This is a genomic window from Actinospica durhamensis, assembly GCF_018139695.1.
GTDB lineage: Bacteria > Actinomycetota > Actinomycetes > Streptomycetales > Catenulisporaceae > Actinospica > Actinospica durhamensis.
Genome location: NZ_JAGSOG010000018.1, coordinates 24,996 through 51,086, shown reverse-complemented (window position 1 = coordinate 51,086; position 26,091 = coordinate 24,996). Strand labels below are relative to the sequence as shown.

Sequence of the window (26,091 nt, the reverse complement as noted above, 5' to 3'; positions counted from 1 at the left end):
TGCCCGCTTAGCCGCTATGGCTCAGCGTCTGACTCGGCGGGCGCTGACCCAGGGGCCTGACGCGTCGGGCTAGCGCCGCCCGTGGGCCAGCAGGATCGCCACGGAGTTCACGGTGGTGTACCCGCGCCATTCCAGTGCCGCCGCCTCGGAGTAGCTCTCGAAGTCGACCGCCCAGCCGCCGTCGTCCAGTTGCCCGCGCTCGAGCCGCTCGAGGTCCCGGGTGACGGCGTCTTCGTCGAGGAGCTTGCGGATCGGGCGCCCGGGCGTGGGGGAGTAGTCGAGCAGACGCAGGGTCTCGTCCTCGGCGCCGCCGGCCACCGGGAGCGCGCCGTCGGCGGGGACGAACCGGGCCAGGTGGTGCAGCAACTCGATCGCCTCCGGCTCGGTGTCGGCGGCGGCGTCGAGGAACCGCAGCGCGAACGAGAGCACGTAGGCGAACGGGACCTCATCGATCGCGGCGATCGCGTCGAAGCAGTAGCGGGTCGCCCGCCCCAGCCACGCGTGCCGCAGGATCCGTGTGTCGAACCGGGCGGCCCGGTGGGCCTGGGCCGCGACCGCCGCGGTGATCTGCAACGACGACGTGCCGGAGTCGGCCTCGGCCCAGAACGGCGCGCAGCCGACCGGGTCCGCGATGGGCAGTGCGAACGGCAGGCCGCCGTCCTCGAGCGCGACCCGGTCGAGCCAGTCCAGCAGCCCCAACGTGGCGTCGGTGGTCTCGGGCCCGGCGTCGGCGACGGCTTCGAGCGCGTGCAGCGCACCGGCCGGCTGGCTCTCGGGCGCGCGCAGGTCGGGCTCGATGCCCCAGCCGAAGCCGCCGTCGGCGTTGCGGTAGCCCTCGAGCGCGGCCAGCACCCCCAGCCCGTGCTCTGTCGTCGTCGCACCGACGACCGCCGCGAAACGCCGGCGGTCGAGTACCCGTCCGTGCCGCGTGAGGAACGCCGCCGCCCGCTCGATGTCGAAGCTCATACGTTCACGCTCCCACATCCGCCCGCACCGGGGCGGGAGCGAAACGGCCCCACGCGGGGCCGGGGCTGCGCCGGACGCGCGGCGGCGAACGCGCGGCGCCGAAGTCACAGCGGCGCGCCGCCGTGTCGGTATCCTGATGCGCGGAGGGGGTGGCTGGACGCATGTCCGAAGTGGGACAGGTGGTCGCCGGCCGTTACCGGCTGCTGCGCGTGTTGGGCGCGGGCGGCATGGGACGCGTCTGGCAGGCGCGGGACACCGCGCTGGAGGTGGACGTCGCCGTCAAGGAGGTCCATCTCGAACCGGGCATCGCGGCGCCGGAGCGGGCCCAGCTGCTCTCGCGGGCGCAGCGGGAGGCGCGCAACGCGGCGCAGTTGCGGGACCACCCGAACGTGGTGGCGGTCTACGACGTGGTCATCGAGGACGAACATCCCTGGATCGTGATGCGGCTGATCCACGGCACCTCGCTGGCCGAGCTGCTCGCCCGGCACGGTGCGCTGCCCGCCGACCTGGCCGTTCAGGCGGCGCGTTCGCTGCTCGAGGCCCTGAGCGCGGCGCACAAGGTGGGCATCGTGCACCGCGACGTGAAGCCGGCCAACGTCCTGCTCACCGAGGACGGCAGGGTACTGCTGACCGACTTCGGCATCGCCAAGCGCTCCGGCGACACGGCGATGACCGGCACCGGCTGGTTCATCGGCTCGATCGAGTACATGGCGCCCGAGCGCATGCGCGGCGAGCAGGACCAGCCGGCCGGCGACCTGTTCTCCCTCGGCGCGACGCTCTACCACGTGGTCACCGGCCACTCCCCGTTCCGGCGCGAGTCCCCGGCCGCCTCGATGTCCGCCGTGCTCACCGGCGCCCCGCAGGCGCCCGCGCCCGGCCTGCCGCTGGCCGGCCTGATCATGGCGCTGCTGGCGAAGAACCCGGCCGAGCGTCCCTCCGCCGCACAGGCCCTCGCGTTGCTCGCGGCGCCCGGCACGGTCCTTGCCCCGCAGCAGCGGCAGCGGCCGCAGGTTCCGTCTCGGCCGACGCCGCCGGTGACAGGCGTGGTCGGTGTGGGCCCGACGGTCACCGCGGCCGCCCCCGTGCCCACCCGGCTGGCCCGGACCATCAAGGCGTACAAGGGAATCGCGGTCGCGCTCGCCTTCGCCCCGGACGCCCGCACCCTCGCCGTCGCGGGCACCGACGGCACGGTCCGGCTCTGGGATCCCGGCAGCGGCGCGCTCATCAATACCCTGACCGGTTCCCGCGACCAGGTCCGCTGCGTCGCCTACAGTCCGGACGGCACTCGGCTCGCCGCCGGCGGGCAGGACGCGATCGTGCGGCTGTGGAACCCGGCCAACGCGCGGCAGAGCACGAAGCACGTGCTGTTGACCGGCCACGCCCGCGCCGTCACCGCGCTCGCGTTCAGCCCCGACTCGAAGGTGCTGGCGAGCGGCGGAGCGGACGGCGCGGTACGTCTGTGGGACGCGCGTACCGGTGTCCTCATCAGGGAGCTGACCGACAGGTTCGGCGAGGTCTACGCCGTCTCCTTCGCCCCGGACGGCGTGTCCGTGGCCGCCACCGGCTCCGGCCGCGGCCTGCTGAGCTGGGACGTGAAGACCGGCACCCGGCTGCGCCACGTGCGGTTCGAGGATGCCGACCTGACCTGCTTCGCGCACGGCCCGGCCGGGGAGCTGATCGTCGGCCACCAGCGCGACGGCCGCCACTACCTCGCCGCGCTGCGCCCGGGCCACCCGCCCACGGCGCTTACCGGGCTGGTCAGGGACCTGTGTTGCTCCCGGCTGAGCCCGGACCGCCGCACCGTGGTGACCGGCGGCACCCTCGGCGGGGTCCAGCTGTGGACCGCGGCGACCCACGGCCTGCTCGCCAAGCTCGACGCGCACCGCGACGCCAAGCACCCGAGTTCCGTCCTCGACGCCGCGCTCAGCGCCGGCAACACCCTGCTCGCGATCAGCGGCGGCGAGCGGCTGTGGATCTACGAACGCCCGTCATGACCGTTTCTTCGCCCGTTGCGACCGTTCCCACTGGTCGTCGCTCAACCGGTCGAAGGCGATCCGGAGCCCGAAGAACCAGACGCACAGCAGCAGCGGCAGATCACAGAACCCGAACATGGCGTATGCCGCGAACTTGCCCTCGAGACCCTGGTGCGGCAGGAAGTCGCCGGTGGACGGATCGATCCAGAGCGGCTGGGAGGTCGAGGCGGCCTGGTACTGCATCTGCGACACCTCGTGCCGCACGCCGTGCCACGTCCAGGTGGCGTCGCAGTAGTTCGTGTAGCCGCTGTCCGGGTCGCCGCCGGCGGTGTAGTCGCTCAACGCCACCGTGACCGAGACCGCGTTCGGATCGTTCGCCGCGTACGTGCTCAGCAACTGGGAGAGCCCGAAACCGAAGAAGACCAGCGCGACCACCACTACCTACGCCGCCGCGTGCACCCGCCCCTCCGCGTCCCACCGGCGCCGCTCGCCCTCGTCCTGCCCGGCCGGACGATGCCGCCGCCGGTCGACCGACGCCGCCACCGCGCAGCCGAGCCCGCCCGCCGCGATCAGCGCCCCGACGCCGAAGCCCGCGTCCGGATCCGGCGTGTAGACCGAGCGCACACAGGCGTACCAGAGCCCGACCACGATCGTGGCCATCCCCGCGGTGAACGCGGCGCGGTCCGCCCGCAGCCGCCAGTCGACTCCCCGCACCCGAGTCATGACCCGGTGATGCCCGCCCGACGCGATCGACTCACCGCGATCTATGATCGAACCATGATGAAAGTGAGCCAGCTGCGCGTCCTGGTCGACGATTTCACTGCCAGCTACCACTTCTACCATCACGTGCTGGGCCTCGAGCCGCAGTCCGCGAACCAGGAATCAGGGCCCTACGCCTGCTTCGAAGACCCGGACGGCGGCGCCGACGTCGCGCTGTTCGAGCGCCGCTTCATGGCCGCGAGCATCGGCGCCCCCTACCCCGAGCGCGGCACCGCCGACCACGCGGTGCTGGTCTTCCGCGTGGACGACGTGGACGACACGTACGCCAAGGCCGTCGCCGCCGGCGCCACGAGCGTCGCCGAGCCCACCGCCCGCCCGGACTGGGGCCTGCGCTCCGCCCACCTGCGCGCGCCCGAGGGAACCCTGATCGAACTCTGCGCCTACTGAAGCCGACGGGGGTGGGGCAGACTCTTGGATATGATCAACGCCATACTTCTGCGCGACCGGCTGCACGCCGCGGGATTCACCGACGTGACGGCGGTCGAGCCGGTCGAGGGCGGGATGGCGGCGCTGGCCGGCATCGCCGATCGGGGCGACGGGGCGGCGCTGTTCGTGAAGTCGTTCGCCGAGGTGCCGTCTGACGACCTGTTCGCGGCCGAGGCGGAGGGGCTCGGGGTGCTGCGCGAGCGGGGCGGGCTGACCACGCCCGAGGTCGTGCTCTCGACCCGCGACGTGCTGGTGCTCTCCCTGCTGCGGGAACGCCCGGCGCACGAGGCCTTCTGGGAGCAGCTCGCCCACGCACTCGCCCGCATGCACACCTCGACCGTGCACGACAGGTTCGGCTGGGAGCGGGACAACTGGCTCGGCCGGTACCGGCAGGAGAACACCTGGACCGCCGACGGATACGAGTTCTTCGCCCGGCACCGGCTGCTGCGCTGGCTCCCCGAGCGCCGGGTCGAGGCCGCGCTGGACCGGGAGGACCGCCGCGCCCTGGAACGCCTCTGCGACCGCCTGCCCGACCTGCTGCCGCCCCGGCCCCCCTGCCTGACCCACGGCGACCTGTGGTCCCACAACATCCTCGCCGCCGACGACGGCCGTCCCGCGGTGATCGACCCGGCGGTCTCCTACATGTGGGCCGAGGTCGACCTGGCCCACCTGTGGTGCTCGCCGCACCCGCCGGAGGCGGCCAGGTTCTTCGCCGTCTACGCGGAGCTGACCGGCCTGGACGACGGCTGGCAGGCCCGGATGCCGCTGATCCAGCTGCGCCAGCACCTCGCCGTGACCGCCATGTTCGACCACGACTGGGGCGCCGCGCAGCAGGTGCGCGCCGCACTCAAGCCGTTCCGCCACTGACCGCGAGGCCGCAGGTGACGAGGTAGCGCCTGCGGGCGTGCTCAGGCTCTGGTGAGCAGGTGCTCGATCTCTTCGATTGCCTGGGCGGTGTCCTGATACTTGACCGCATGCAGGCCCGCTTCGCGTGCGCCGGTAACGCACCGGTCTGCGTCGTCGAGGAATACGGTCTCCTCAGGGCGGACGCCGAGCCGCGCACAGACCAGGGCGTAGATCCGCGGATCGGGTTTACTCATTCCGGCTTCGTGCGAATAGACGATCTCGTCGACGAGGTCCTCGAATCCATACGCCGCCTGCTCGTGCTCCCGGGCACCGACGAAGCTGTTGCTCAGGATCCCCGTGCGATACCGCGGGCGCAGCCGACGGGCATACTCGATCAGTTCCGAGTTCGCGGTGCCCAGGTACTCGCGCCAGATGTCGGCCATGAACTGCGTACGTCGCCGTTCGTCCAGCTCGAGGCGATCTGTGATCGCCTGGTGTACCTCGTCCAGAGTGATGGTGCCGATGCTGCCGCCCACCCAGGCGTCGTGCATGCGTGTGTCGAGCTCTCCAGGGGACAACCCCAAGCGGGTCTCCCACAGTCGGGTGACACCGAGGTCCGGGGTGATCTCCAATACGCCACCGATGTCGAACACCACTGCGCGGATCATCATGCCCCTAACTCGGCGCCACCGGCATCGTGTCGAAGTCGTCGAACAGGTACGCGTAGACCTGCGCGAGGTAGAGCGCGAGCTGGTCCGGGGCTTCGAAGGGTACGTACGTGAGGCTGTACCAGGTCTCCGGGGAGATCGGGCGCTGCTGGACCAGGTGCAGCAGGCCGGCTCCGATGCAGGCGCGGTAGTCGGGCCAGGCGAGGTCGAAGGTGGGGCGCAACAGGCCGAGGTCGTCGACCGCTTCGCAGCCGAGGAGGCCGGCGCAGAAGTTGACGAAGCGGCGGTCCACTTCGGGGGCTTCGAGGCCCAGCGCGGCGAGGGGCACCGAGACCGGGTCGAGGTTGCCGGCCGGGTACGGGTAGAGCGTGGTGTTCCACAGCTCCTCGCCGTCGGCCGGGCCGGCGGCGGCGTTGGCCGTCTCGGCGGGGCGGTAGACGCCGTACACCAGGCCGCCGAGGAAGTCCCCGCGGGTGTAGTTGGTGGATCCGTCCTCGTTGACCGGCATCTGGGTGCTGATGCCGATCGCGGTGGCCTTGTCAAAGTGCAGGCCGGGACCGTAGACGGTGGCGAACGGCAGCACCGGGGCGAGGTCGTGGTGTTCGAGGGCGTACGCGCGGGCCGCGTCGTCGGCCGCGATCAGCGCCTCGTCCGAGTCGAAGCGGGTGGCCCAGGGGCCGACCCGGTGCGGCAGGTCGGCGCGGTTCGACGCGTCGGCGGGGGTGGTGGGCTCGCTCATCGGTTCCGGTCCTCGTCCTGGTGCTGGTCTCCGTCCTGGTCCTCGGGCCCGGCCGGGTCTCCGGCCGAAGCCGAAGCCGCCGCTGCCGAAGCCGCCGCCGCTGCCGCCTCATCCTCGGCCGCCTGCTCGGCCACGGTCAGCACGCACTGGCCGCGGTCGGTGCGCTCGTGCGGGCAGACCTCGTCGCTCGGCGGGGGCGGGATGGGCGCGGGCCGGTCGCCGAAGACGTAGTCGTAGAACGCCTGGAGGTACTCGAGCAGCTGCGCGCGGGTGCAGAAGGAGGTGTCGGTCGCCCAGAACCACTCCCGCGTCGTCGGCGGGTTCGCCAGGATCCAGTCGTAGGCCTGCAGGAAGGCCTCGCGGCGGGCCGGCATGGTGCGGGCCTGCTCACGGATGCGCGCCGCGTCCGTCTCGAAGTCGTTGTACGCCTCGACGCTGTGCACCCACAGCGCCACCCAGCGCTCGGTCTCGATGTTCGGGATCCGCTCGTGCCACTTCACGGGTTCACCGCCTTGTCCGGCTCCGGGTAGATCGTCGTCAGGTTCCAATCTCCGCTGGCCGGATCCTGGTCGTACACGGCAGTGATCTTAGCGCCGCCGAAGTTGACGTCCTTGTAGTTCACCTGGGTCCCGGTCATCGGGTTCGCCGGGTCGATGTACTTCCCGCGCAGGCCGGAGACCCCGTCGGCGCCGATCGCGGTGCCCGCGTCGACGGTGACCACCTGGCGTCCGGCGGCCCCGGCCGGGATGCCGGCGCGGGCCGCGGCGTCGGCCTTGACCATGCTCTCCGGGTCGCCGAAGGCGGTGGAGTACTGGCCGCAGCTGTGGTTCATCGGGTTGCCGGCCGCGTTCGTCTTGTACATGTCCTTGTACTTGAGCGGGTCGGTGTCGGCCAGGCCGCCGGCGCCGGGACGGGCCGGGTCGATCTTCTTGGACGAGACGACGTAGCCGTCGGAGTTGAGCTGGGTGCGCGGCGGGTTGCCCTGCAGCACCGGCTTGCCGAGGCGTTCCTCGAGCTGCTTGTCCGAAGCGTCCAGGTGCCGCGCCGGGCCGTGGCCCTGGTTGCGCAGCTCCGCGACCCGCTTCGGTACCGCCGCCTTCTCGGCCTTGCGGGCCGCCTCCTCCGCGGCCGCCTTGTCCGCCGCCTCCTTGGACGCGGCGTCCTCCGCGGCCGTCGAGGACGCCGTGTCCGCCTCCGCGCTCGTCGGCTTCGGGACGGTCGGGGCCGCGTCGTCCGGGTGCAGCGCGGTCACGTCCCCGGCCAGGCCCGCGTCCTTGTCCACGAGCGCCTGCGAGGTCTCCTCGCCGATCGAGGCGGTGTCCTCGTGGAACTCCGCCATCTTGCCCGAGGAGTCCTTGGCCACGCCGCCTATGGTGTCCTTCAGGGCGGTGGCGAGCTTGCGCTGTTCCTCTCCGTCGGCCATCAGAACTCGATCCCGTCGGCCTGGGACTGGAAGGTCTCGGCGTGCGAGCGCATCGTCGCCGCGTGCTGGCGCAGCAGGCTCACGTGCTGGTCGACCACCTCTTTGTCCAGGCTGATGGAGCCGCCGCCGAGCGGATCGGTCCCGCCCGGGGCGTTGGACCAGTCGAGGCCCTGCAGCATCGTCTCCACCTTCGCCACCAGCGGCTTGCTCGCGGCCTCGATCACCTTGCCCTGCACGTACATCTCCAGGTCCTGGATCAGCGAGTTGCCGATCGCCTCGCCGATCTCCTCCAGCCCGGGCAGCGCGGCCAGGCTCGCCCCGAAGGTCTCCGGCGCCGCGGCCAGCGCGGTGGCGTAGGAGATCGCGAGCTCGATCAGCTGGACCAGTGCCTGCCCCTTCTGCACCACCACGTACGCGGCCCACGCGTCGATCGCGACGGCCATCACGTCGCAGGCCGCGACCAGCTCCTCGACGTGGGTGGAGGACAGGTGCGACCAGCCCGAGGACATCGCCTGCGTCGCCGCGCCCTGATACCCCTGGGCGATCCCGGCGACCGCCTGGGTGGCGTCCTGGTGCGTCTGGTCGACCGCCTTGCCGAACTCCCGGGTGAGCGTGGCCAGATGAGACAGTGAATCTTCATTGATATAAGGCCACTTAATGCCGACCGCGTTCAAGAAGGTCACCACCGGCATCGGCAGATCGTCGATGGCCATACTCGTCCCCTCGTACGTGTACTGACACCGCTGCGCGGCCCGTCCGACCCGACGGACGCGGCGTCAGCCTACCGAGCCCGCGCGAGACGGTACAACGCGCGGGCCCGCGCCGCGCGGCGCTCCGAGATCCCCGACTTGCGTGTGTACGGTGCGCGATCTGTCGTATCCTGGCGCGACCGAGTCACGCCTCGATGATCCGCCCTTTCGTCCCCCGCACCGATCCGCCGACGCCCCGCCGGAAGGGGACGAGGATGAGCGCACCAGCCGCCGAGAGCCTCGACGCGCCCGAACGGCGGGCGGACCGGCGCCGGCTGTCCGCGCCGGCGCTGTTCTTTCTGGCCGCGGGCGGGGTGATCGGCTCCGGCTGGACCCTCGGCGGCCTGCTGGCCGACCAGGGCGCCGGGTCCTGGGCGGTGTTCTCCTGGCTCATCGGCGGCGGGCTGATGCTGGTGATCGCCTCGGTCATGGTGATCCTGAGCACCGTGGCGCCGAAGACCGGCGGGCTGATCTTCCTGCCGCTGCAGGCGAGCGGGCCGGTGCTGGCCACCGTGGTCGCGGCCGGGCTCTGGGTCTTCTACGCGATCAATCCGGCCAGCGAGGCGGTCGCGATGACCCGTGCGCTGAGCGGCTGGACGCAGGCGCGGGGCGTGATCCCGGCCCACGGCAACGGGCTGACCGGGACGGGCCTGGGCTGGGCGGTGGCGCTGATGCTGGCGGTGACCGCGGTGAACCTGCTCGGGCCGCGGCTGTTCCTGGTCGTCAACGGCGTGCTGACGGTGTTCAAGATCCTGGTGCCGGTGCTGATCGTGCTGCTCCTGCTCTACGCCGAGCTGCACCCCTCCGGCCGTGCCATCCACGTCTCCGCGGCGCCCGCGCCGCTGCCCACCGCCTCGGTCGCCTCCTCCGGCGCGAGCTCGAGCTCCGGGCACAACGACCTGGCCACGGTGCTCACCACCGTCACCGCCAACGGCGTGATCTACGCCTACCTGGGTTTCCAGGGGCCGCTCGACTTCGCCGGCAGCGTGCGCCGCAGCGGCCGCGGCGAGGCGGCCCGGATGCGCCGGGCCGTGTACGGCACGGTCTGCGGCTCGATCCTGCTCTACGTCGCGCTGCAGCTCGTGGTCGTCTACCTGCGCCACCACACCGGCTCCGCGCAGACGCCGTACACCGACTTCGCCCAGACGGTGGCGCCGTCCTGGGCCGCCCATCCGATGAGTATCCTGATAAACCTGGACCAGGTGCTCTCCCCGGCCGGCGCCGCGATGGTCTTCACCTACGTGCTCACCCGCGAGGTCGCCGCGCTCAGCCGGGCCCACCTGACCCACCGCGGCCTGCAGATGAGCCGCTACTCGGTGATCGCGGTGCGCGGCGCCCGGCTGCGCCGGCTGGTCGGGGAACGCCTCGACGTGTACTGGCTGATCCTGATCGTGGACTTCGTCATCAGCACCGTGGCCCTGCTGTGCATGGACGGGAACTGGATCGTGCTCGGCTCGATCACCACCGTCCTGGCCCTGGTGGTCTACGTGACGCCCAGTGTGGTGCTGGCCGCGCTCGGCCGCGGCGCCCGCAGGGACACGGTGCGCCGCCGGCACCGGGTGCTGGCCGAGGCCGCGTTCGTCTCCATCGCGGTGATCTTCCTGCTGGCCGGCTGGGACCGGCTGTGGCCGGGCATGACCGCATTGACCGTCGGGTGTGTGCTGCTGTTCGGCATGCCCAAGTGGGCAGACGGACGCCGCTGGTACGACGCCCGGCTGCACGCCCCGCAACTGCTGCGGCTCCGCGGCGAGCACGCGAACTCGGCCCGTTCGGCCTGGCTGCTCTACGGATTCTTCGGCGTGATCACACTCGTCTCGCTGCTCAACGAGTTCGTCTGGCCGACGCACCTGGCCGTGCGGCTGGCCACGGCGGTCCCGGTGGCGGCGCTCGCGGCGGTGGTCTTCCGCGCGCTGGTGGACCTGTCCGAGCAGTACATGGCGGTGCACCCGCCCACGCTGCCGGAGCCGATGCGCGCCCGGGACGCCGCGGACGGCGCCGCCATTCACGGTCTCGAACCCGCGCTGCCGGCCCAGTCCTCGCCGAGCAGCGAGACGGCCCTGCCCTCGCAGCCCGCCCAGGCCTCCGGCTGACGCCGATACCGATGCCGACGCCGTTGCTGACGCGCGGTCAGTCCGTGCTCAGTGCACCGTGTTGACGACCGCGTTCTCCTCGGCCAGGTATCCGTGTGCGCGCAACGCCGCGGCCACCTCGTCCCGGCCGCGCTCGTCCGCCCACCGGCCCATGGTGGCGGCGAGCAGCGCGGGCCAGCGCGGATCCTCGGCGAGCGCGGAGTCCTCGCGCACCCGCCGCACGATCGCGGTCACGTGCGCCGGGGTGACCGCCTGCTCGTTCTCCAGGTAGCGCTCGAGCAGGTCGACGGCGATGGCCGGCTGGTCCGCGGTGAACATCCGGGCCGCGATCGCGCCGAGTATCGCCGCGTTGTCCGCCGGCGTACGGGTCCGGCCCTGCTCCGCCTCGGAACGCGGCGGCAGCGGGTCGCCGTGCTTCGGATCGGCCCGTTCGCGCACCGCCCAGAAGGTCAGCGGCGACGCGGCCCGGCCGAGCTTCTGCAGGCCGAGGAGGTAGCGCACGAAGTGCTCGTCGTCGATCTCCTTGCGGCGCAACTGCTCGCTCAACCGCCCGTTGACCACCTGGGCGGTACGCCGCAGATCCCGGCCGTCCACCTCGCCGAGCAACTCCGCCACCACCTCCCCGGACCGGCCTTGTACGTGCTCGGCGATGGCAACCCGCAGCAGCCTGCGACACTCGTCCGGTGCGTTGGAGGTCTGCAGGATCTTCTGCAGCCGCTGCAGGAACGCGATCGGACGCGGCCCCGGCGCCCCGTTCCCGCCGTCCGCGACGATGTCGGCGAGCAGCAGCCGCAGGCTGGGGTTGAGGGCGTCCGCGGTCTGCCAGTCGACGATGAGCCGGTGCAGCGCCTCGTGCGACGTCCGGCTCGCCGCGTAACCCAGCAGCGAGGCGAAGCAGTCCCTTGAGCTCTGCACCAGGATCTTGCACAGCTCGCCGACCTGGCGCACGCTCCATTCCCGCCCGGCGTTCGCGGCCAGCGACTCGGCGCCGGCCGGCTCGGCCACGAGCAGCGCGGCGACGAGCGGCAGCACGACGTCCTCGTTGCCCTCCTTCAACTGCCGCCGGAAGTAGGACTCGACGATCCGGTCGGACGGGCTGACGTGCGTGAACGCGCGGACGATGCCGTCTGGCTCGGGCGCCGGGGACGCGGCGGCGGCTTTGAGCGCGGTGTCCAGGAGAAGTTCGGCGGCATCCTTGCAGCCCTGGTCGGTCAGCGCGATGTACAGCAGGGCCTTGTCGAGGTTGGTGCGCCCGGACGCGGGCCCGGCGAACGCCGTCAGGGCCTTGTGCACGAGCGAGATCTCCGCGGGCGCGCCCGGGTCCTCGGCCTGCTGGCAGACCTGGATGAACACCGCCACCTCGGGCACGGTGCGCTGGGCCATCACGTCGTGCACGATGCCGTCGGTCAGCCGGGTCGGCCGCGTCTCGGGGTCCGTTCCCGTCTCGGGGTCCGCGCCCGGCTCGGCCGCCGATCTGCGGCCCACGGTCTCGGTCTCGGCCAGTTCCCTGCGCCAGCGCCCTATCGCCAGCTGCGCCGCCTCGCCGACCGGGCGGGTGAGCGCGGCCAGTGCCAGCACGGCCAGGGTGTCGAGCCGGTCGAGCCTGCCCTCGCGGGCCGGGCCCTGCGCCGGCTCCATCTCCAGCAGGTCGTCGGTCTCCCGCAGCAGCGCGAGCGCCTGCAGGATCCGCATGGCCTCGGCCGGGTTCGACGGCGTGCCCCCGCGCACGAAGCGCACCCGGTCGAAGACGTAGGCGATGGAGTTGCTCTTGAGCCGGACCCACGCATACGTGCTGAGGTCGAGTTCGGTCATGCGGCCCGCGTTCGCGGCTGGTGGCTCGAGTTCCAGAACCGGGCGAACTGCTCGGCCTCACGGAAGCGTTCGTCGGCGCCGGTCACGATCTGCTCGGCTTTGCGCCGGGCCAGGTCCTCCGGGCGCTCGGACAGCAGCGCGACCACCCGCCCGGCCTTGACCGGGTCGGTCAGCAGCGGATCGAGGTCGACGCCGGACTCCGTCAGCATCAGGTCCACCCAGCCCTCGGGCTCGGACGGGTTGGGCAGCTCGGCCAGCCGCTCCTCCGCCGTGGACTTGTTGGAGAACAGCGGCATGTACTCGCGGGCGTCGTTGAGCACCATCCGCATCGTGTTGCGGTGCCGCTTGCAGGCGATCATGTCGCGTTCCACCGCGTCCCTGATCATGCCGATCGTCAGTACGTCCACATGGTCCGCGGTGCCCTTCTTCAGCACATTGAGCAGGTGCGCGCTGAACGGGGTGCAGCCACGCAGGTTCTCGTCCAGGATCGGGCTGGTGCAGCCGCCCGCCTCCACCCGGGAGTCCTCGTTGGCCGCGGTGAACACGCAGCTGCTGTTGTGCGCGGCCCGCAGCACGCCGGTCATGATCCCGCCGGAGAGCGTCGGCGCCGCGCCCGCGGCCTCGGCCGGGTCGCCGCCGAGGTGGCCGAGCCGGTCGGAGTAGCAGCAGTCGGCGATCAGGACCTTGCGCTTGGCCTCGCTCTTGCGCATCGCGTAGTAGATGTACCAGCTCGAGAGCCAGGTGTACGGCTCGGCCCGGCGGGAGGAGCCGACCGCGAAGTGCACCTCCGCCCCGCCCGGCACGTCGCTCCAGAAGATGCCGTGGCCGATGTAGACGATCAGCAGGGTGCTGTCCGGATCCCGCCCGGCCTCGGCCGCGGCCCGGGTCACCGCGTCCATGACCTCGATCCCCGAGCCGAGCCGGTCCTCGGTGAGCACCTCGACGTTCTCGGCGCCCCAGCGCGGGTCCTGGCCGAGCACCTCGCCGTACATCCGGGCACTGCGGGCGATCGAGGCGTGGTCCTGCAGGCCCGAGTCCGGGCCGTAGCGGGAGGGGCCGATGATCAGGGCGCGCGAGGGCATCTCAGCCCTCTGGTTCCAGCAGCGGTTCGGCGCCCGCCGCGCCGTCCCCGGCGGCCGGGTTCGGCTCTGCCTGGTCCGGATCGACGGAGCTCAGGTCGACCTGCGTGGCGGGCGGGTCGAAGCGGGTGCCGCGGAAGCGGTCGATCGCCTGGTGCACCCGGTCCACGACCCGGTCGATCACCGGGTCCAGCGCCATCTCCACGCCCTTGCCCACCACGGCCGAGATCAGGATCTCGACCAGGCCGCCGGTCAGATGGCCGTCGTCCTCGGCCGGGCTTTTCTGCTCACTCCACTCGACCCCGGTCTGCTGCCGCAGCTCCCTGAGCAGTTCTTCGGCGTCGTCGAGGCCGAGGTCTCCCGTGACGCGCACGGTGATCTGCGTCGCCATCCCTCGTGCCCCCTTCGGCGCCGCTGATCGGCTTGTCACTCGAGCGTAGTAGGGCAGCTGACGGACAGTCAACGTGCGCCGCGCCGGGCCTCACGGCCAGGCGCGACCGGCTGTGCCAGACTGGCGATGTGGCTGATCACGTGGGCACGGAGGCAGACGTGAACGCAGAGACGGACGTGGACGTCGCCGTGGTCGGCGCCGGTCCGGGCGGCGCGGTCGCGGCGTACGCGGCGGCCCGGCGGGGCCTGCGGGTCGCCCTGATCGACCGCGAGAGCTTCCCGCGCGACAAGACCTGCGGGGACGGCATCGGGCCGGGCGCCGTAAGGGTGCTGCGCGATCTGCACCTGGACTCCGTGCTGGCCGGGCGGCGCCGGATCGAGTCGGTCACCGTGTTCGGGCCGGCCGGCGAGCGCAGCGAGAACCCGGTTCCGGTGCTCGCGGGCAAGTCCACCGACGTGTTCGTGGTGCCGCGGGTGGAGTTCGACGAGCACCTGTTCCGGGCGGCGATCGCGGCCGGGGCCGAGGACGTGAGCGGCACCCGCTATCTCGGCATGTCCGGCGACGCGGGCGGACCGGCCCGTGTCCTCGAGCTGCGCGACGCCGCCGGCACGCACCGGCGGCTGCGTGCGCGCCTGGTGATCGGCGCGGACGGCGCGTACTCGGCGGTGCGCAAGGACCTGGTCGGGCAGGACCGCACCAGCCGCAAGTTCGTCGGCGTCGCGATGCGCGCCTACGCCGCGAGCCGGGACTTCGAGGCGGACGGACCGAGCATGCTGTTCGAGTTCAGCCCGCAGCTGCTGCCGTCCTACGGCTGGATCTTCCCGATCGGCGGCGGCACCGTGAACATCGGCGTCGGGCTGCCCATCGCGCAGCTGCGCGAGCGCGGCGTGGATCTGCGGATGCTGCTCGGCGAGTTCGCCGACCGGCTGCGCGAGCGCGGGGTGGAGGTGGGCGAACTGCGCCGGGAGCGCGCGCACCAGCTGCCCGGGGTGATCGGGATGCCGCGGCTGGCCTTCGAGCGCGCCGCCCTGATCGGCGACGCCGCCTCGATGATCAACCCGGTCAGCGGCGAGGGCATCGCCTACGCCATGACCGCGGCCCGCCGCCTGGTCGAGGCGCTGCCCGCGGACCTCGCCGACGGCGCCGCGCTCGACAGGGCCCTGACCCGGTTCGAGCAGGGCTTCCGGGCCGATCGCCGGCTGCACTTCCTGTCCTGCCGGTTCACCATGGCCCTGCTGCGCCACGGCGCCCCCGCCGCCGTGGTCGTGCGCGCGATCCAGAACGACCCGCGCGTACTCGGCGGCGTGTTCGACATGCTCTTCGGCGACGGCCGCCTGCACGCCGGCACGGCGCTGCGCATCGCCAGGCACGCCGTCGCCGCGTGACGCCCGGCCCTCAGGCCCGCGGCCGCCTGGCGATGATCAGCGTGTCCTGTTTGACGACCGGGTACGGGCCGGGGCCGCAGGCCGCGAGCACCGCCTCGCGCAGGGCGTCCTGGAACTCGCCGTAGCGCTCGCCGAACAGGTGCTCGGCCGAATGCGAGTACGAGCGCTGCAGGCCCAGGACGTATTCGAGGTCGTACTCGACGTCCTCGTCGAACGAGTACGGCTCGACCGCGCCGAAGGGGCCGGCCACGAGCAGGTCGGCGTGGGAGACCGCGGGGTGGCTGTAGGTGCCGGAGCCGGCGCGGCGTTCGGTGCCGAGGAAGCGTTCGCGGACCGCGCGGACCGCCGCGTCCCAGGGATAGGCGACGGTGCGGGCGGATCCGAGCAGCACGATCGCCCCGTGCGGCGGCAGCAGGGCGTCGAGCATGGCCACGACCGCGTCCCGGTCCGTCCAGTGGAACGAGCGGCCGAAGACGGCGTGCTCGACCGGGCCCGGCTCGAGCTTCGGCAGGTCTTCGGCATGGCCCTGATGGAACTCGATGGTGCCGATCCCGGCGCGGGCCGCCGCGGCTTGCGCGACCTCGAGCATCTCGGTGTTCGGATCCACCGCGACGACGCCGCCCACGCGTCGGGCCAGCGGGATCGTCGCGGTGCCGGGGCCGCAGCCGAGGTCGGCGATCCTGGTGTCCGCGGTGAAGGCGAGCCTGCGCGCCGTCAGGTCGAACAGCTCGTCCGGATAGCCGGGGCGGTATTCGGCGTAGGCTTCGGCGGCTCCGGCGAAGAGCCGGGCCGCGTCGTCTCGAGGCATGCGGCGGGCGCGTCCTTTCGGGTTCGTGCTCGTATTCGTGCTTGTGCTCGGGCCCCGGCTCGGGAGACCGGTGTGAGGCCTGTCAACCCATGATGGCCCATCGGCCCGTGCAACACCGCCCGCGCCCGTCGGCGGAATATTGCCGAGCAGGTGGGCGCGGTGCCGGGTAGCCTTCCGGGCATGGCACGCGGCGAGCGCGGGGTGACCCCGCAGAGCGAGGACTTCTCCTCCTGGTACAACGAGACGGTGACCAGGGCCCAGCTGGTGGAGCGGGGCCCGGCCAAGGGCACCATGGTCATCCGACCGTACGGCTACCGGATCTGGGAGCTGCTGCAGGCCGAGCTGGACCGGCGGATCAAGGACACCGGCCATGAGAACGCGTATTTTCCGCTCTTCATCCCGGAGTCCTACCTCAAGCGCGAGGCCGAGCACGTGGAGGGCTTCGCGCCGGAGCTCGCCGTGGTCACCCACGCGGGCGGCAAGGAGCTCGAGGAGCCGCTGATCGTGCGGCCGACCTCGGAGACCATCGTCGGGGAGATGATGGCCAAGTGGATCTCCTCCTACCGGGACCTGCCGCTGCTGCTGAATCAGTGGGCGAACGTGGTGCGCTGGGAGCTGCGCCCCCGGCTGTTCCTGCGCACCACCGAGTTCCTCTGGCAGGAGGGCCACACCGCGCACGCGGACGCGGCGGACGCGCTGCGCGAGACGCTGCAGATGCTCGAGGTCTACACCGAGATCGCCCGGGACATCGCGGCGATTCCGGTGGTGCCGGGGGAGAAGACGCCGGGCGAACGGTTCGCCGGCGCGGTCCAGACCTTCTCCATCGAGGGCATGATGCGCGACGGCAAGGCCCTGCAGGCCGGCACCTCGCACTACCTCGGCACCAACTTCGCCAAGGCCTTCGGCATCCAGTACCTGAACCGGGCCGGGACGCAGGAGCTGTGCCACACCACCTCGTGGGGAATGGCGACCCGGATGATCGGCGCCGCCGTGATGGCCCACGGCGATGACAAGGGCCTGGTACTGCCGCCGAGGATCGCCCCGTACCAGGTCGTCATCGTGCCGATCGCGCGCGGCGAGGCGGCCGAGGAGGTCGACACGGCGGCGCGGGAACTGGCCGGCCGGCTCAAGGCCGCGGGCATCCGCGTGCACGTCGACGACCGGCCGCAGGTCTCGCCCGGCTTCAAGTTCAACGACTGGGAGCTGCGCGGCGCCCCGCTGCGCCTGGAGATCGGCCCGCGCGACCTCGCGGCCGGCACCGCGCTGCTGGCCAGGCGCCTGGACGCGCAGGGCGAGGGCGGCAAGGTCGCCATCGCCCTGGACACCGCACCGCAGACGCTGGCCGCGGCGCTGGAGGAGTTCCAGGCGTTCCTGCTGCGCCGGGCGACGGACTTCCGCGAGTCGCGGACCGCCGCCGTCGAGGCGTGGCCGGAGTTCGCGCAGCAGGTCACCGTCGGCTGGGCCAGTGCCCTGCACTGCGGCCGGCCGGAGTGCGAGGACGAGATCAAGGCGGAGACCGCGGCCACCCCGCGCTGCATTCCGAACGCCGCCCCGGTCGAGTCCGGCATCTGCGTACGCTGCGGCGCGCCGTCGGCCTACGGCAAGCGGGTGCTGTTCGCCCGCGCGTACTGACGGCTACGGACGCCTACTGACGCGGCGTCACCACGCTGGGCCGCGCGCAGGCGCTGGGTGAGGAACAGGGTCGCGCGCTCCAGGGCCTCGTCCGCCTCGTCGAGGAAGCCGGCGAACACCTGGAAGACGTGCGGCACGTCGGCGGTCACGTCCAGGACGACGTCGACCCCGGCCTCCCTCGCCCGCGCGGCCAGCCGGGTGGAGTCGTCGAGCAGGATCTCGTTGGTGCCGACCTGGATCAGCAGCGGGGGGAAGCCGGCCAGGTCGGCGTACACGGCCGGGCTCAGCAGCGGCTGGTGCGGGTCGGCCCCGCCGAGGTACATGGCCCCGGTGTACTCGACGGCCGCGCGGGTGAAGATCGGGTCGGCGTCCTCCTTGGCGTCCATGCTCGCGCCGGTGCGGGTGGAGTCGAGGCCGGGGGAGAAGGCCAGCACGGCGGCCGGCAGCGGGAGCCCGGCGTCGCGGGCGGCGAGGCAGGTGGTGACGGCGAGGCCGCCGCCGGCCGAGTCGCCCGCGAACACGATGGCCGCGGGATCCTCGCCGCGCTCGAGCAGCGCGCGGTAGGCGGCCAGTGTGTCCTCGATCCCGGCCGGGAACGGGTGTTCGGGCGCCAGCCGGTAGTCCACCGAGTACGCCCGGACCCCCGACCCGGACACCAGATGACCCGTCAGCGACAGCGCGGTCTCGGGCGAGCCGGAGACCCAGCCGCCGCCGTGGAAGTACAGGATGGTCCCGGGGCGGCGCGTGCCCTCCGGCTCGACCTCGAGCGCCCGCCGCGGGCCCAGCGCCGTCTCGGTGGTGCGCACGTCGGCCGGGACCGGCATCTGCGCCATCAGTGCCTTGAATCCCTCGCGGATCTCCTGGATCGGCCGGGGGCCGGTGGGCGCGGACGTCGGCCGGCGCAGCATCGCGTCGACCTGGGCGCGCTGTTGCCTGCTCATCGGTACACTCTCCTCAGGCATGCCTCGGAAGTATCTGCTAGAGAACTATATGCCAAGGAATCCAAATGGGCGACACCGAACCCTCCGTACTCTCGGGTTTCTTCGCGGACCTGGTCCGGTGCGAGACGCGGCTCTACAACGCGCTCAACGACCGGCTGCGCGAGCAGCACGGCATCGTGACCTCGCAGTTCGAGTTCCTCAACCATCTGCGTGAGCACCCGGGCGCCCGGGTCGCCGACCTCGCCGCCGAGTTCGCCATCGGCATCGGCGCGACCAGCAAGGGGGCCGACCGGCTGGAGAAGCAGGGCTGGGTCGCCCGGCAGCCCAACCCGCTCGACCGCCGCTCCTCGCTGCTCGTGCTGACCGAGGAAGGCGCGCGGCTGGTCGAGGCGGCGCAGGAGACCTTCACCGAGACGCTCACCGACCTCGTCGCGGGCACGCTCGACCCCAAAGCGATAACCGCGGCCGCGCAGACCTTCGCCACGCTGCGTGCCGCACTCGAGGACAGGGAGATCGGCGCCCCGGCCGGCTGACCCCGAACCGGCTCAGCCGCCGGCAGGCCCGCCGGTTCACCCGTCGGAACGCGCCAGCCTGAGCTGAAGCGCGGGAAAGCGGGGCTCGGCGAACCCGAGCGAGCGGTACAGCGCGATCCCGTCGCCGGTGGCGTTGAGGTTGATCACCCTGGCCTCGGTCTCGTCCCGGAACCAGGCCAGCAGCGCGTCCAGGCACGCCCGCGCGTAGCCGCGCTGACGGCACGCCGGATCGGTGCTCATGTTGAACACGAGGCCCTGGACCCCGCCGGGGTTGCCCGGCCCCGGAGCGTGCCGGTCGCACACGCCGGCCGCGCAGCTGACCACCCCGAGTTCCGGGTGCTCGACGACGAACGCGGCGAACTCGTCCTCGGCCTCGAGCCGCTCGAGGAACCAGACCTCAGCCTTCTCCCGCCAGCTCGGATCGCCCCCGGCGTTGAGCGCCCCCATGTCCGCCAGCATGAGCTCGCGCAGGCGGGTCAGTGCCGCGGCGTCCGCCGCTATCGCCCGGCGCACGACGGGCGGCCGTGCTTGCGTGGTGTCCATGCCGCCATGATCCTGGCCGCCCCCGGCAGCGCATCCGGCGGGGCCCGGGATCGCGGTCCGGTTCGGGCGGGGCCCGCTCAGGCGAGTCTGACCAGGCCGGCGATGACGAAGTAAAGGCCTACGACCGTGGCCGCGCCGACGGCGATGGCGCGGCCGTGTACGGCCAGCCAGCCGTTGGCGGCGTGGAGGGCGGCGGCGGTGCGCTCGGGTGCGAACAGGAACAGCAGGACCGGGATCTCCGCGAGTAGCAGCACCAGTGCCGCGACCAGCAGGACTTCCCAGGTCACGGCCAACGCTCCGGGCCGGCTCTTGGAGATCGAGTGCAGCGACGCGAGGTAGAGCGGGGACGGGGAGCCCACGGTCAGTCCGAGCACGATGACGCCCAGGAAGCCGACCTCGCGGCGCGTCTTGCTGGGCTTGGATTTGCGGCGGGCGATGAACACGGCGAAGGCCAGTACGGCCACGCCTACCGCGACGTCGATTCCGGCCGACGGATCGCGGTGTTTGTGCGGGTCGTCGACGCCGGTGCCGCTGAGCGCGAGTACGACCGCGAAGCCCACGGCCAGCGTCAGCGTTCCCGCGCTGATCAGGAAGATCAGCGCGAGTCTGCGCGCGTTCGGCTGGCTGAGCAGGCCCGCGACGACCAGCAGGGTCCACGGCGAGAACGCGGCGACCAGCGCGGTGGTGACCGCCTCCCAGGACATCGCTCACGCCGCCGAGGACGTGCGCCGGTCCGGCTGCGGCGGCAGCGACGGCAGCGGCGGCAGCGGTGAGAACGGAGGGAGGGGAGGGAGCGGCAGTTCGGTACTCCCCACGGCACTCCCTGAGACGGTCGAAGTGGTCGAAGTGGTCGAAGCGGTCGAAATGAGGACGGCGTTCGCCCCTTCCACTATCCGGCTCGCCGCTCGCGCCCGCCCGCCGGATGTGGCACCCGCGTCACCCGGGGCTCGGGGCGTTCACCCGTGCGGACCGTCCGCCCGCCCACCGGGGCGGCCGCCGGGAGACAGTGGACTGGTCATGCGCCCCGGACCAGGGAGGACCCAACCGTGAATCCGGGGAATCCGAAGAAGCCTGAGGCACCGGGCGACGCGCCGCCTCCGGCCGATCCGCTGGCGCCGCTGCGTACCCGGGCCTACGCGGTGCTGCTGATCCTGACCGCGGTGCTCGGGGTGCCGCTCGCGGCCGGAGCGTTCGGCTTCCTCCAGTTGACCGGGCACCTGCAGCACTGGCTCTACAGCTCGCTGCCCGTCGCGCTCGGCTTCCACACGGCGCCGGTCTGGTGGCCGCTGCCGGTGCTGGCCCTGGCCGGGATCGTGGTCGGCGCGTGCATCCGCTACCTGCCCGGCACCAGCGGCCACGAGCCGGCCGAGGGGTTCAAGATGACGGGGGCGCCCGGCGGCGCGGAACTGCCCGGCATCGCCGTCGCGGCGATCGTCTCGATCGGCTTCGGCGCGGTCATCGGGCCGGAGGCGCCGCTGGTCGCGCTCGGCGGCGGGGCGGCCGCGCTGGTGATCCGGCTGCTCAAGCCGGCCGCCGACGCGCGGACGGTCAGCGTGGTCGGGGCCGCCGGGAGCTTCGCCGCGATCAGCACCCTGCTCGGCTCGCCGCTGACCGGCGCGTTCCTGCTGATGGAGGCGTCGGGGCTGAGCGGCGCGACGCTGGAGATCGCGCTGCTGCCCGGTCTCGTGGCCTCCGGGATCGGTGCCCTGATCTTCGTCGGCCTCGGGTCCTGGACCGGCCTCGGGGCCGTCTCGCTGACGATCGCGCATCCGCCGCACGCGTCGAGCCCGACCGCCGCGGAGTTCGGCTGGGCGCTGGTGCTCGGCGTCGGCTGCGCCCTGTTCGGCTTCGCCCTGCGGCGTTGCGCGCTGACGCTGCGTCGGCCGGTGCCGCGCGCGCGGCTGTGGCTGACGCCGGTGGCCGGACTCGCCGTCGCCGGGCTGGCCATCGCGTACGCGGAGGGCACCGGGCACGCCGCGAGCGACGTGCTCTTCTCCGGCCAGAGCGGTCTGAGCCCTCTGATCGCGAACAGCGCGGGCTACTCCGTCGGCGCGCTGGTGCTGCTGCTGGCGTGCAAGGGGCTGGCCTACTCCGTGTCCATGGCGGCGTTCCGCGGTGGCCCGGTGTTCCCTTCCCTGTTCCTCGGCGGCGCCGCGGGCCTGATGCTCTCGCACGCGGCCGGGCTGTCCGAGGCGGCCGGCGTGGCCATGGGCATCGGCGCGATGAGCGTGGCGATGCTCGGGCTGCCGATGACCTCGGTGCTGCTGGCCGCGCTGCTGCTCGGCGGCGCCGGGCTGACCTCGTTGCCGCTGGTCATCGTCGCGGTGGTGGTCAGCCACGTCCTGTCGGTCCGGCTCGCCGCGCCGCATCCGGCCCCGGCGGCCCCGGCCCCGACCCCGGTCAGAAGCGGTGCGCCGTGACCTCGGCGAGGTAGCCGGAGCGGGCCTCCTCGTCCAGGAAGGAGGCCTTGAACGAGTTGGCCGCGAGCAGCCGCAGCGTCTCCGGGTCGAGGTCGAGCGCGGGCTCGGCGGCGAGGGCGTGGAAGTTGTCCGCGACGTAGCCGCCGAAGTAGGCCGGGTCGTCGGAGTTGACGGTGACCAGCAGCCCGGCGTCGAGCATGCGCGGGAGCGGGTGCTGGGCCAGGGTGTCGACGACGCGCAGGCGCACGTTGGACAGCGGGCACACGGTCAGCGGGATCTGCTCCGCGGCCAGGCGCTCGACCAACCGCGGGTCCTCGAGGCAGCGCACGCCGTGGTCGACCCGTTCGACCTGGAGCAGGTCGAGGGCGTCGGTGATGTTCGAGGCGGGGCCCTCCTCGCCGGCGTGCGCGACGCGGCGCAGGCCGGCCTCGCGGGCGCGCCGGAACAGTTCGGTGAACTTGGCCGGCGGGTGCCCGATCTCGCCGGAGTCGAGGCCGATGCCGATGACGGCCTCGCCGAACCAGGGGCGGGCGGCCTCGAACACCGCCAGCGCGTCCTGCTCGCTCTGGTCACGCAGGAAGCACATGATCAGACGGGTGCTCACCCCGTGCCGCTCCCGTGCCCCGGACAGCGCCGCCCGCAGTCCCCTGACCACGGTGTCGAGGTCCACGCCGCGGTGGATGTGGGCCTGCGGGTCGAAGAAGATCTCCGCGTGCCGCACACCCTGCGCCGCGGCCCGGGCCAGGTAGGCCTCTGCGAGCTCGGTGAAGTCCGACTCCGTGCGCAGGACCGCCATCAGCGCGTAGTACAGGTCAAGGAACGACTGCAGGTTCTCGAACCGGTAGGCGGCCCGCAGCTGGTCCGCGTTCGCGAAGGGCAGTTCCACGCCGTTGCGGTGCGCCAGCTCCAACGCCAGCTCGGGCTCGAGTGTGCCCTCGATGTGCAGGTGTAGCTCGGCCTTGGGCAGGGTGGCGAAGGGGCTGGTGGGCGGCATGGCATCAGAGGGGGCGCTGGTCACGGATCGAGCCTAGCTCAGGCTCGAGCAAGGGCTCCGGCTCCCTGGCCAGCACGGCGAGGTCGCGCAGCGCCTCCGAGTAGACGCGGGTGGGGATGGAGCCGAGCGGCAGCGGGATCCGGGCGGAGTTGCCGATGCGGTAGAACCAGGCCGTGTCCAGGTTGACCAGGCCGGCCCGGGTGACGCAGGCGAGTGAGACCGCGAGGTGGGAGTCGGGGAATTCGCGGTAGACGTAGCGCGTGGTCTCCGCGTCCGGCGCGTTGCCGCCCTTCGTGCGAGAGGACCAGCCGATCCGGCGCCGGGCGAGCGTGAGCGCCGACGGGGTGAACCTGAGCCCGAGGCACTGGTCCAACTCCACCGCGTTCGGCTCGGGGGCGACCAGGGTGAAGTCGCGCTCGATCTGCTGGAAGGGCTGGACCAGTCCGAAGACCGGGTCCGCGAGCAGGGTGCGCCAGGCCGCGAGCTCCTCCGGCGGGGCCTCGCTCGGGTGCCACAGCCGCACGGTGACGGGACCGGTGGGCCGGTCGGCGGGCTGCGCCGTGCCGTTCACCGCCCGGATCTGCCCGTCCCAGCTCGGCAGAACGCTCATGGTGCGCTCGCCGGGCAGCCGCCACACCCACACCGTGCGCGAGGCGACCGCGCGGGTGATCGGGTTGCGCAGGTACAGCTGCCGCCAGTCCTCGAGCTCCCAGTCCCGATCCGTGGCCAGCAGCCCCTCGATCCGGGCGACCTCGTCGCGGTACGTGGCGGCCACGGCCCGCGCCTCGGTCCTCGCGGTCTCCTCGGCCATGACGTTCTCCACGTTCGGGGGATGGTCGCGGATCAGCGTGACCTCGCCGTCGGGGGCGATGCGTAGGACGTATTTTCGCCACTTGACGATCAACTCGCGTTCGCCGTCGGCATCGAGTTCGTGCTCGGCGACGCGCAGTTCGGCCAGTCGGCTCGGCGGGGTCTCGTGGCCGATCGAGGCGAGGCTCAGGCTCCAGGCCAGCTGCTCGCGCAGGGCGGAGTTGGACGCCAGCGGGACGGCGGCGCCGAGCTCGGCGACCGCGCGGTGGCCGCCGTCGAGCGCGAGCGCGGTCTGCGCCGCCTCCATGATCCGCGCGCCCGAGTCCAGCGTCCACGGTTGTCTCAGGCTCCTGCGCAGGACGCGGCCGAGCCACGGGAGGACTTCGGGGCCGCCGAGCCGGGCCGCGGCCCAGATCGTGTTGACCGCCCGCGCCGTGTTGGCCCGCCCGACCAGCACCGGGCGCCCGTCGGCCTGCTCGCCCGGCACCTCGTACGGCGCGCCCTCGGCCAGCGCCTCGAGCAGGGCGAACAGCGTGTCGCGGGCCGGGCGGTTCTCCCGCCGTGCGAGCTCTTCCACCGCGTCCTGCCATACCTGGACCCGGTGCGGGCTGCGCCCCCGGTCCTTGTCCAGCAGCTGACTGAGGATCCTGAGCCGCTCCTGGTCCAGGTGCCGCACCCGCGCCGCGCGCGACCAGCCGTCCCCGTACTCGAGCAGCGGGTTGTCCTCGAGCAGTGCGAAACGCTCTTCCACCGCGTCAGCCAGGTCGCGGCGCCGCCGCCCGGGTATGTGCACGATCCGAGGCTACGCCGGGCCCGCGCCGGTCGGGGCGTAGGGTGATCTCGCCAGAGTACGGTCGAGGAAGGCAGGCGGGCATGGGGCGCATCTCCGGGCGGATCGCGGGAATCAGCGAATCGGCGACGCTGGCGGTGGACGCCACGGCCAAGGCGATGAAGGCGGCCGGACGGCCGGTGCTCTCCTTCGGCGTGGGCGAGCCGGACTTCCCGACGCCCGAGCCGATCGTGGAGGCGGCCCGGCAGGCGTGCGCGAATCCGCGCTTCCACAAGTACACCCCGGCCGGCGGGCTGCCGGAGCTGCGGGAGGCGATCGCGGCCAAGACGCTGCGCGACTCCGGGTTCGAAGTCGGGGCCGCCCAGGTGCTGGTGACCAACGGCGGCAAGCAGGCCGTGTACGAGGTCTTCGCCACCCTGCTCGACCCCGGTGACGAGGTCATCGTGATCAGCCCGTACTGGACCACCTATCCCGAGTCGATCCGGCTGGCCGGCGGCGTGCCGGTGTACGTCGAGACCGACGAGACGACCGGGTATCTCGCCTCCGTCGAACAGCTCGAGGCCGCGCGCACGCCGCGTACCAAGGTGCTGCTGTTCGTCTCGCCGTCCAACCCGACCGGCGCGGTCTACCCGCCGGAGCAGGTCGAGCGGATCGGGCGCTGGGCCGAGGAGACCGGCCTGTGGGTGGTGACCGACGAGATCTACGAGCACCTGGTCTACGACGGCGTCGAGTTCTCCAGCGTCGCCACCCTGGTGCCCGGCCTGCGCGACCGGGTGGTCATCGTCAACGGCGTGGCGAAGACGTACGCGATGACCGGCTGGCGGGTCGGCTGGGTGATCGGGCCGGCCGACGTGGTCAAGGCGGCCACCAACCTGCAGTCGCACGCCACCTCGAACGTCGCCAACGTCTCCCAGGCCGCCGCGCTGGCGGCGCTCACCCTCGACCTGAGCGCCGAGATCGAGGCCATGCGCACGGCCTTCGACCGCCGCCGCCGGCTCAGCGTCGAGATGCTGGGCGAGATCGACGGCGTGCTCTGCCCCACCCCGCACGGCGCCTTCTACGTGTTCCCGGCCGTCAGGGACCTGCTGGGCAAGCCGCTGCGCGGCCACCGCCCGGACACCACGGCGCAACTGGCCGACCTGGTGCTGCGCGAGGCCGAGGTGGCCCTCGTGCCCGGCGAGGCCTTCGGCGCGCCCGGCTACTTCCGGCTCTCCTACGCCCTGGGCGATGCCGACCTGGCCGAGGGCCTCGGCCGACTCAAGGCGCTGCTCGGCGAAGTGGAGCGGTAGCGGC

26 protein-coding genes are annotated in these 26,091 nt (G+C 72.5%); 9 read left to right on the top strand and 17 right to left on the bottom strand.

Annotation, left to right across the window (positions count from 1 at the left end):
- Nucleotides 1-69: 69 nt before the first annotated feature.
- Entirely contained in the window at nucleotides 70-966 is an 897-nt protein-coding gene (locus tag KDL01_RS06490; RefSeq protein ID WP_212527425.1) for a hypothetical protein, read from the bottom strand.
- A gap of 161 nt (nucleotides 967-1,127) precedes the next feature.
- On the opposite strand from KDL01_RS06490, the gene KDL01_RS06485 reads away from it, so the two are divergent.
- Entirely contained in the window at nucleotides 1,128-2,960 is a 1,833-nt protein-coding gene (locus KDL01_RS06485; protein ID WP_212527424.1) for a WD40 repeat domain-containing serine/threonine protein kinase, read from the top strand.
- Here the strand turns inward: KDL01_RS06485 and KDL01_RS06480 are convergent.
- Nucleotides 2,955-3,374 (bottom strand): hypothetical protein, encoded by a 420-nt coding sequence (locus KDL01_RS06480; RefSeq protein ID WP_212527423.1) that lies wholly within the window; start codon nucleotides 3,372-3,374, stop codon nucleotides 2,955-2,957. The two genes, KDL01_RS06485 and KDL01_RS06480, sit on opposite strands and share 6 nt — an antisense overlap.
- Before the next feature lie 6 nt (nucleotides 3,375-3,380).
- Complete coding sequence (locus tag KDL01_RS06475; RefSeq protein ID WP_212527422.1) at nucleotides 3,381-3,662, bottom strand: hypothetical protein; 282 nt, start codon at nucleotides 3,660-3,662, stop codon at nucleotides 3,381-3,383.
- A gap of 54 nt (nucleotides 3,663-3,716) precedes the next feature.
- On the opposite strand from KDL01_RS06475, the gene KDL01_RS06470 reads away from it, so the two are divergent.
- Nucleotides 3,717-4,106, top strand: a complete 390-nt coding sequence (locus KDL01_RS06470) for a VOC family protein (RefSeq protein WP_212527421.1) — start codon at nucleotides 3,717-3,719, stop codon at nucleotides 4,104-4,106.
- Between the two features lie 30 nt (nucleotides 4,107-4,136).
- Nucleotides 4,137-5,012, top strand: coding sequence for a fructosamine kinase family protein (locus KDL01_RS06465; RefSeq protein WP_212527420.1), 876 nt, complete (start codon nucleotides 4,137-4,139; stop codon nucleotides 5,010-5,012).
- A gap of 41 nt (nucleotides 5,013-5,053) precedes the next feature.
- On the opposite strand, the gene KDL01_RS45130 is transcribed toward KDL01_RS06465, so the two are convergent.
- Genes KDL01_RS45130 through KDL01_RS06440 form a run of 5 tightly spaced genes read right to left on the bottom strand, consistent with a single transcriptional unit; the run spans nucleotide 5,054 to nucleotide 8,534 of the window.
- A complete protein-coding gene (locus KDL01_RS45130; protein WP_212527419.1) occupies nucleotides 5,054-5,647 on the bottom strand; it encodes an HAD family hydrolase in 594 nt (197 codons plus the stop codon).
- Nucleotides 5,648-5,666: 19 nt separating this feature from the next.
- Entirely contained in the window at nucleotides 5,667-6,398 is a 732-nt protein-coding gene (locus KDL01_RS06455; protein WP_212527418.1) for a hypothetical protein, read from the bottom strand.
- On the bottom strand, nucleotides 6,395-6,898 hold the full coding sequence (locus tag KDL01_RS06450; RefSeq protein ID WP_212527417.1) for a hypothetical protein: 504 nt from the start codon (nucleotides 6,896-6,898) through the stop codon (nucleotides 6,395-6,397). Before KDL01_RS06450 ends, KDL01_RS06455 begins: the two co-directional genes overlap by 4 nt.
- Nucleotides 6,895-7,821: a hypothetical protein gene (locus KDL01_RS06445; protein WP_212527416.1), complete on the bottom strand. Its 927-nt coding sequence runs from the start codon at nucleotides 7,819-7,821 to the stop codon at nucleotides 6,895-6,897. The genes KDL01_RS06450 and KDL01_RS06445 overlap by 4 nt, the downstream gene beginning before the upstream one ends.
- Complete coding sequence (locus KDL01_RS06440; protein WP_212527415.1) at nucleotides 7,821-8,534, bottom strand: WXG100-like domain-containing protein; 714 nt, start codon at nucleotides 8,532-8,534, stop codon at nucleotides 7,821-7,823. The genes KDL01_RS06445 and KDL01_RS06440 overlap by 1 nt, the downstream gene beginning before the upstream one ends.
- A 251-nt stretch (nucleotides 8,535-8,785) precedes the next feature.
- On the opposite strand from KDL01_RS06440, the gene KDL01_RS06435 reads away from it, so the two are divergent.
- Nucleotides 8,786-10,660: an APC family permease gene (locus tag KDL01_RS06435; RefSeq protein WP_212527414.1), complete on the top strand. Its 1,875-nt coding sequence runs from the start codon at nucleotides 8,786-8,788 to the stop codon at nucleotides 10,658-10,660.
- A 48-nt stretch (nucleotides 10,661-10,708) separates the two neighbouring features.
- Here the strand turns inward: KDL01_RS06435 and KDL01_RS06430 are convergent, their stop codons facing one another.
- From KDL01_RS06430 to KDL01_RS06420, 3 genes are read right to left on the bottom strand one after another with little or no spacing between them, the layout of a single operon-like run.
- Nucleotides 10,709-12,472, bottom strand: a complete 1,764-nt coding sequence (locus KDL01_RS06430; RefSeq protein WP_212527413.1) for a hypothetical protein — start codon at nucleotides 12,470-12,472, stop codon at nucleotides 10,709-10,711.
- Nucleotides 12,469-13,554 carry a hypothetical protein gene (locus KDL01_RS06425; protein ID WP_212527412.1) on the bottom strand — a complete coding sequence of 362 codons (1,086 nt, stop codon included), beginning with the start codon at nucleotides 13,552-13,554 and terminating at the stop codon, nucleotides 12,469-12,471. The genes KDL01_RS06430 and KDL01_RS06425 overlap by 4 nt, the downstream gene beginning before the upstream one ends.
- A gap of 1 nt (nucleotide 13,555) precedes the next feature.
- On the bottom strand, nucleotides 13,556-13,942 hold the full coding sequence (locus KDL01_RS06420; protein WP_212527411.1) for a hypothetical protein: 387 nt from the start codon (nucleotides 13,940-13,942) through the stop codon (nucleotides 13,556-13,558).
- 158 nt (nucleotides 13,943-14,100) lie between these two features.
- Between KDL01_RS06420 and KDL01_RS06415 the strand changes: the two genes are divergently transcribed.
- The gene (locus KDL01_RS06415) at nucleotides 14,101-15,327 is read left to right on the top strand and encodes an NAD(P)/FAD-dependent oxidoreductase (protein ID WP_212527410.1); all 1,227 of its coding nucleotides are present in this window, start codon (nucleotides 14,101-14,103) and stop codon (nucleotides 15,325-15,327) included.
- 10 nt (nucleotides 15,328-15,337) lie between these two features.
- On the opposite strand, the gene KDL01_RS06410 is transcribed toward KDL01_RS06415, so the two are convergent.
- A complete protein-coding gene (locus KDL01_RS06410) occupies nucleotides 15,338-16,135 on the bottom strand; it encodes a class I SAM-dependent methyltransferase (protein WP_212527409.1) in 798 nt (265 codons plus the stop codon).
- 180 nt (nucleotides 16,136-16,315) lie between these two features.
- Between KDL01_RS06410 and proS the strand changes: the two genes are divergently transcribed.
- Nucleotides 16,316-17,767, top strand: coding sequence for a proline--tRNA ligase (proS, locus tag KDL01_RS06405; RefSeq protein WP_212527408.1), 1,452 nt, complete (start codon nucleotides 16,316-16,318; stop codon nucleotides 17,765-17,767).
- Here proS and KDL01_RS06400 read toward each other — a convergent pair.
- A complete protein-coding gene (locus KDL01_RS06400; protein ID WP_212527407.1) occupies nucleotides 17,731-18,708 on the bottom strand; it encodes an alpha/beta hydrolase in 978 nt (325 codons plus the stop codon). The two genes, proS and KDL01_RS06400, sit on opposite strands and share 37 nt — an antisense overlap.
- A gap of 65 nt (nucleotides 18,709-18,773) precedes the next feature.
- Between KDL01_RS06400 and KDL01_RS06395 the strand changes: the two genes are divergently transcribed.
- On the top strand, nucleotides 18,774-19,241 hold the full coding sequence (locus tag KDL01_RS06395) for a MarR family winged helix-turn-helix transcriptional regulator (RefSeq protein ID WP_212527406.1): 468 nt from the start codon (nucleotides 18,774-18,776) through the stop codon (nucleotides 19,239-19,241).
- Nucleotides 19,242-19,277: 36 nt separating this feature from the next.
- On the opposite strand, the gene KDL01_RS06390 is transcribed toward KDL01_RS06395, so the two are convergent.
- Both KDL01_RS06390 and KDL01_RS06385 read right to left on the bottom strand, forming a co-directional pair.
- Complete coding sequence (locus KDL01_RS06390) at nucleotides 19,278-19,784, bottom strand: GNAT family N-acetyltransferase (RefSeq protein ID WP_212527405.1); 507 nt, start codon at nucleotides 19,782-19,784, stop codon at nucleotides 19,278-19,280.
- Nucleotides 19,785-19,861: 77 nt separating this feature from the next.
- Nucleotides 19,862-20,488 carry a GAP family protein gene (locus KDL01_RS06385; RefSeq protein WP_212527404.1) on the bottom strand — a complete coding sequence of 209 codons (627 nt, stop codon included), beginning with the start codon at nucleotides 20,486-20,488 and terminating at the stop codon, nucleotides 19,862-19,864.
- A gap of 342 nt (nucleotides 20,489-20,830) precedes the next feature.
- On the opposite strand from KDL01_RS06385, the gene KDL01_RS06380 reads away from it, so the two are divergent.
- Complete coding sequence (locus KDL01_RS06380) at nucleotides 20,831-22,204, top strand: chloride channel protein (protein ID WP_212527403.1); 1,374 nt, start codon at nucleotides 20,831-20,833, stop codon at nucleotides 22,202-22,204.
- Here the strand turns inward: KDL01_RS06380 and KDL01_RS06375 are convergent.
- Nucleotides 22,185-23,198, bottom strand: coding sequence for an adenosine deaminase (locus KDL01_RS06375; RefSeq protein WP_246576041.1), 1,014 nt, complete (start codon nucleotides 23,196-23,198; stop codon nucleotides 22,185-22,187). The two genes, KDL01_RS06380 and KDL01_RS06375, sit on opposite strands and share 20 nt — an antisense overlap.
- Nucleotides 23,199-23,202: 4 nt before the next feature.
- Complete coding sequence (locus KDL01_RS43085; protein ID WP_212527401.1) at nucleotides 23,203-24,801, bottom strand: DUF4132 domain-containing protein; 1,599 nt, start codon at nucleotides 24,799-24,801, stop codon at nucleotides 23,203-23,205.
- Nucleotides 24,802-24,881: 80 nt separating this feature from the next.
- Here KDL01_RS43085 and KDL01_RS06365 point away from each other — a divergent pair, with 80 nt between their 5' ends.
- The gene (locus KDL01_RS06365; protein WP_212527400.1) at nucleotides 24,882-26,087 is read left to right on the top strand and encodes a pyridoxal phosphate-dependent aminotransferase; all 1,206 of its coding nucleotides are present in this window, start codon (nucleotides 24,882-24,884) and stop codon (nucleotides 26,085-26,087) included.
- Nucleotides 26,088-26,091: the final 4 nt, after the last annotated feature.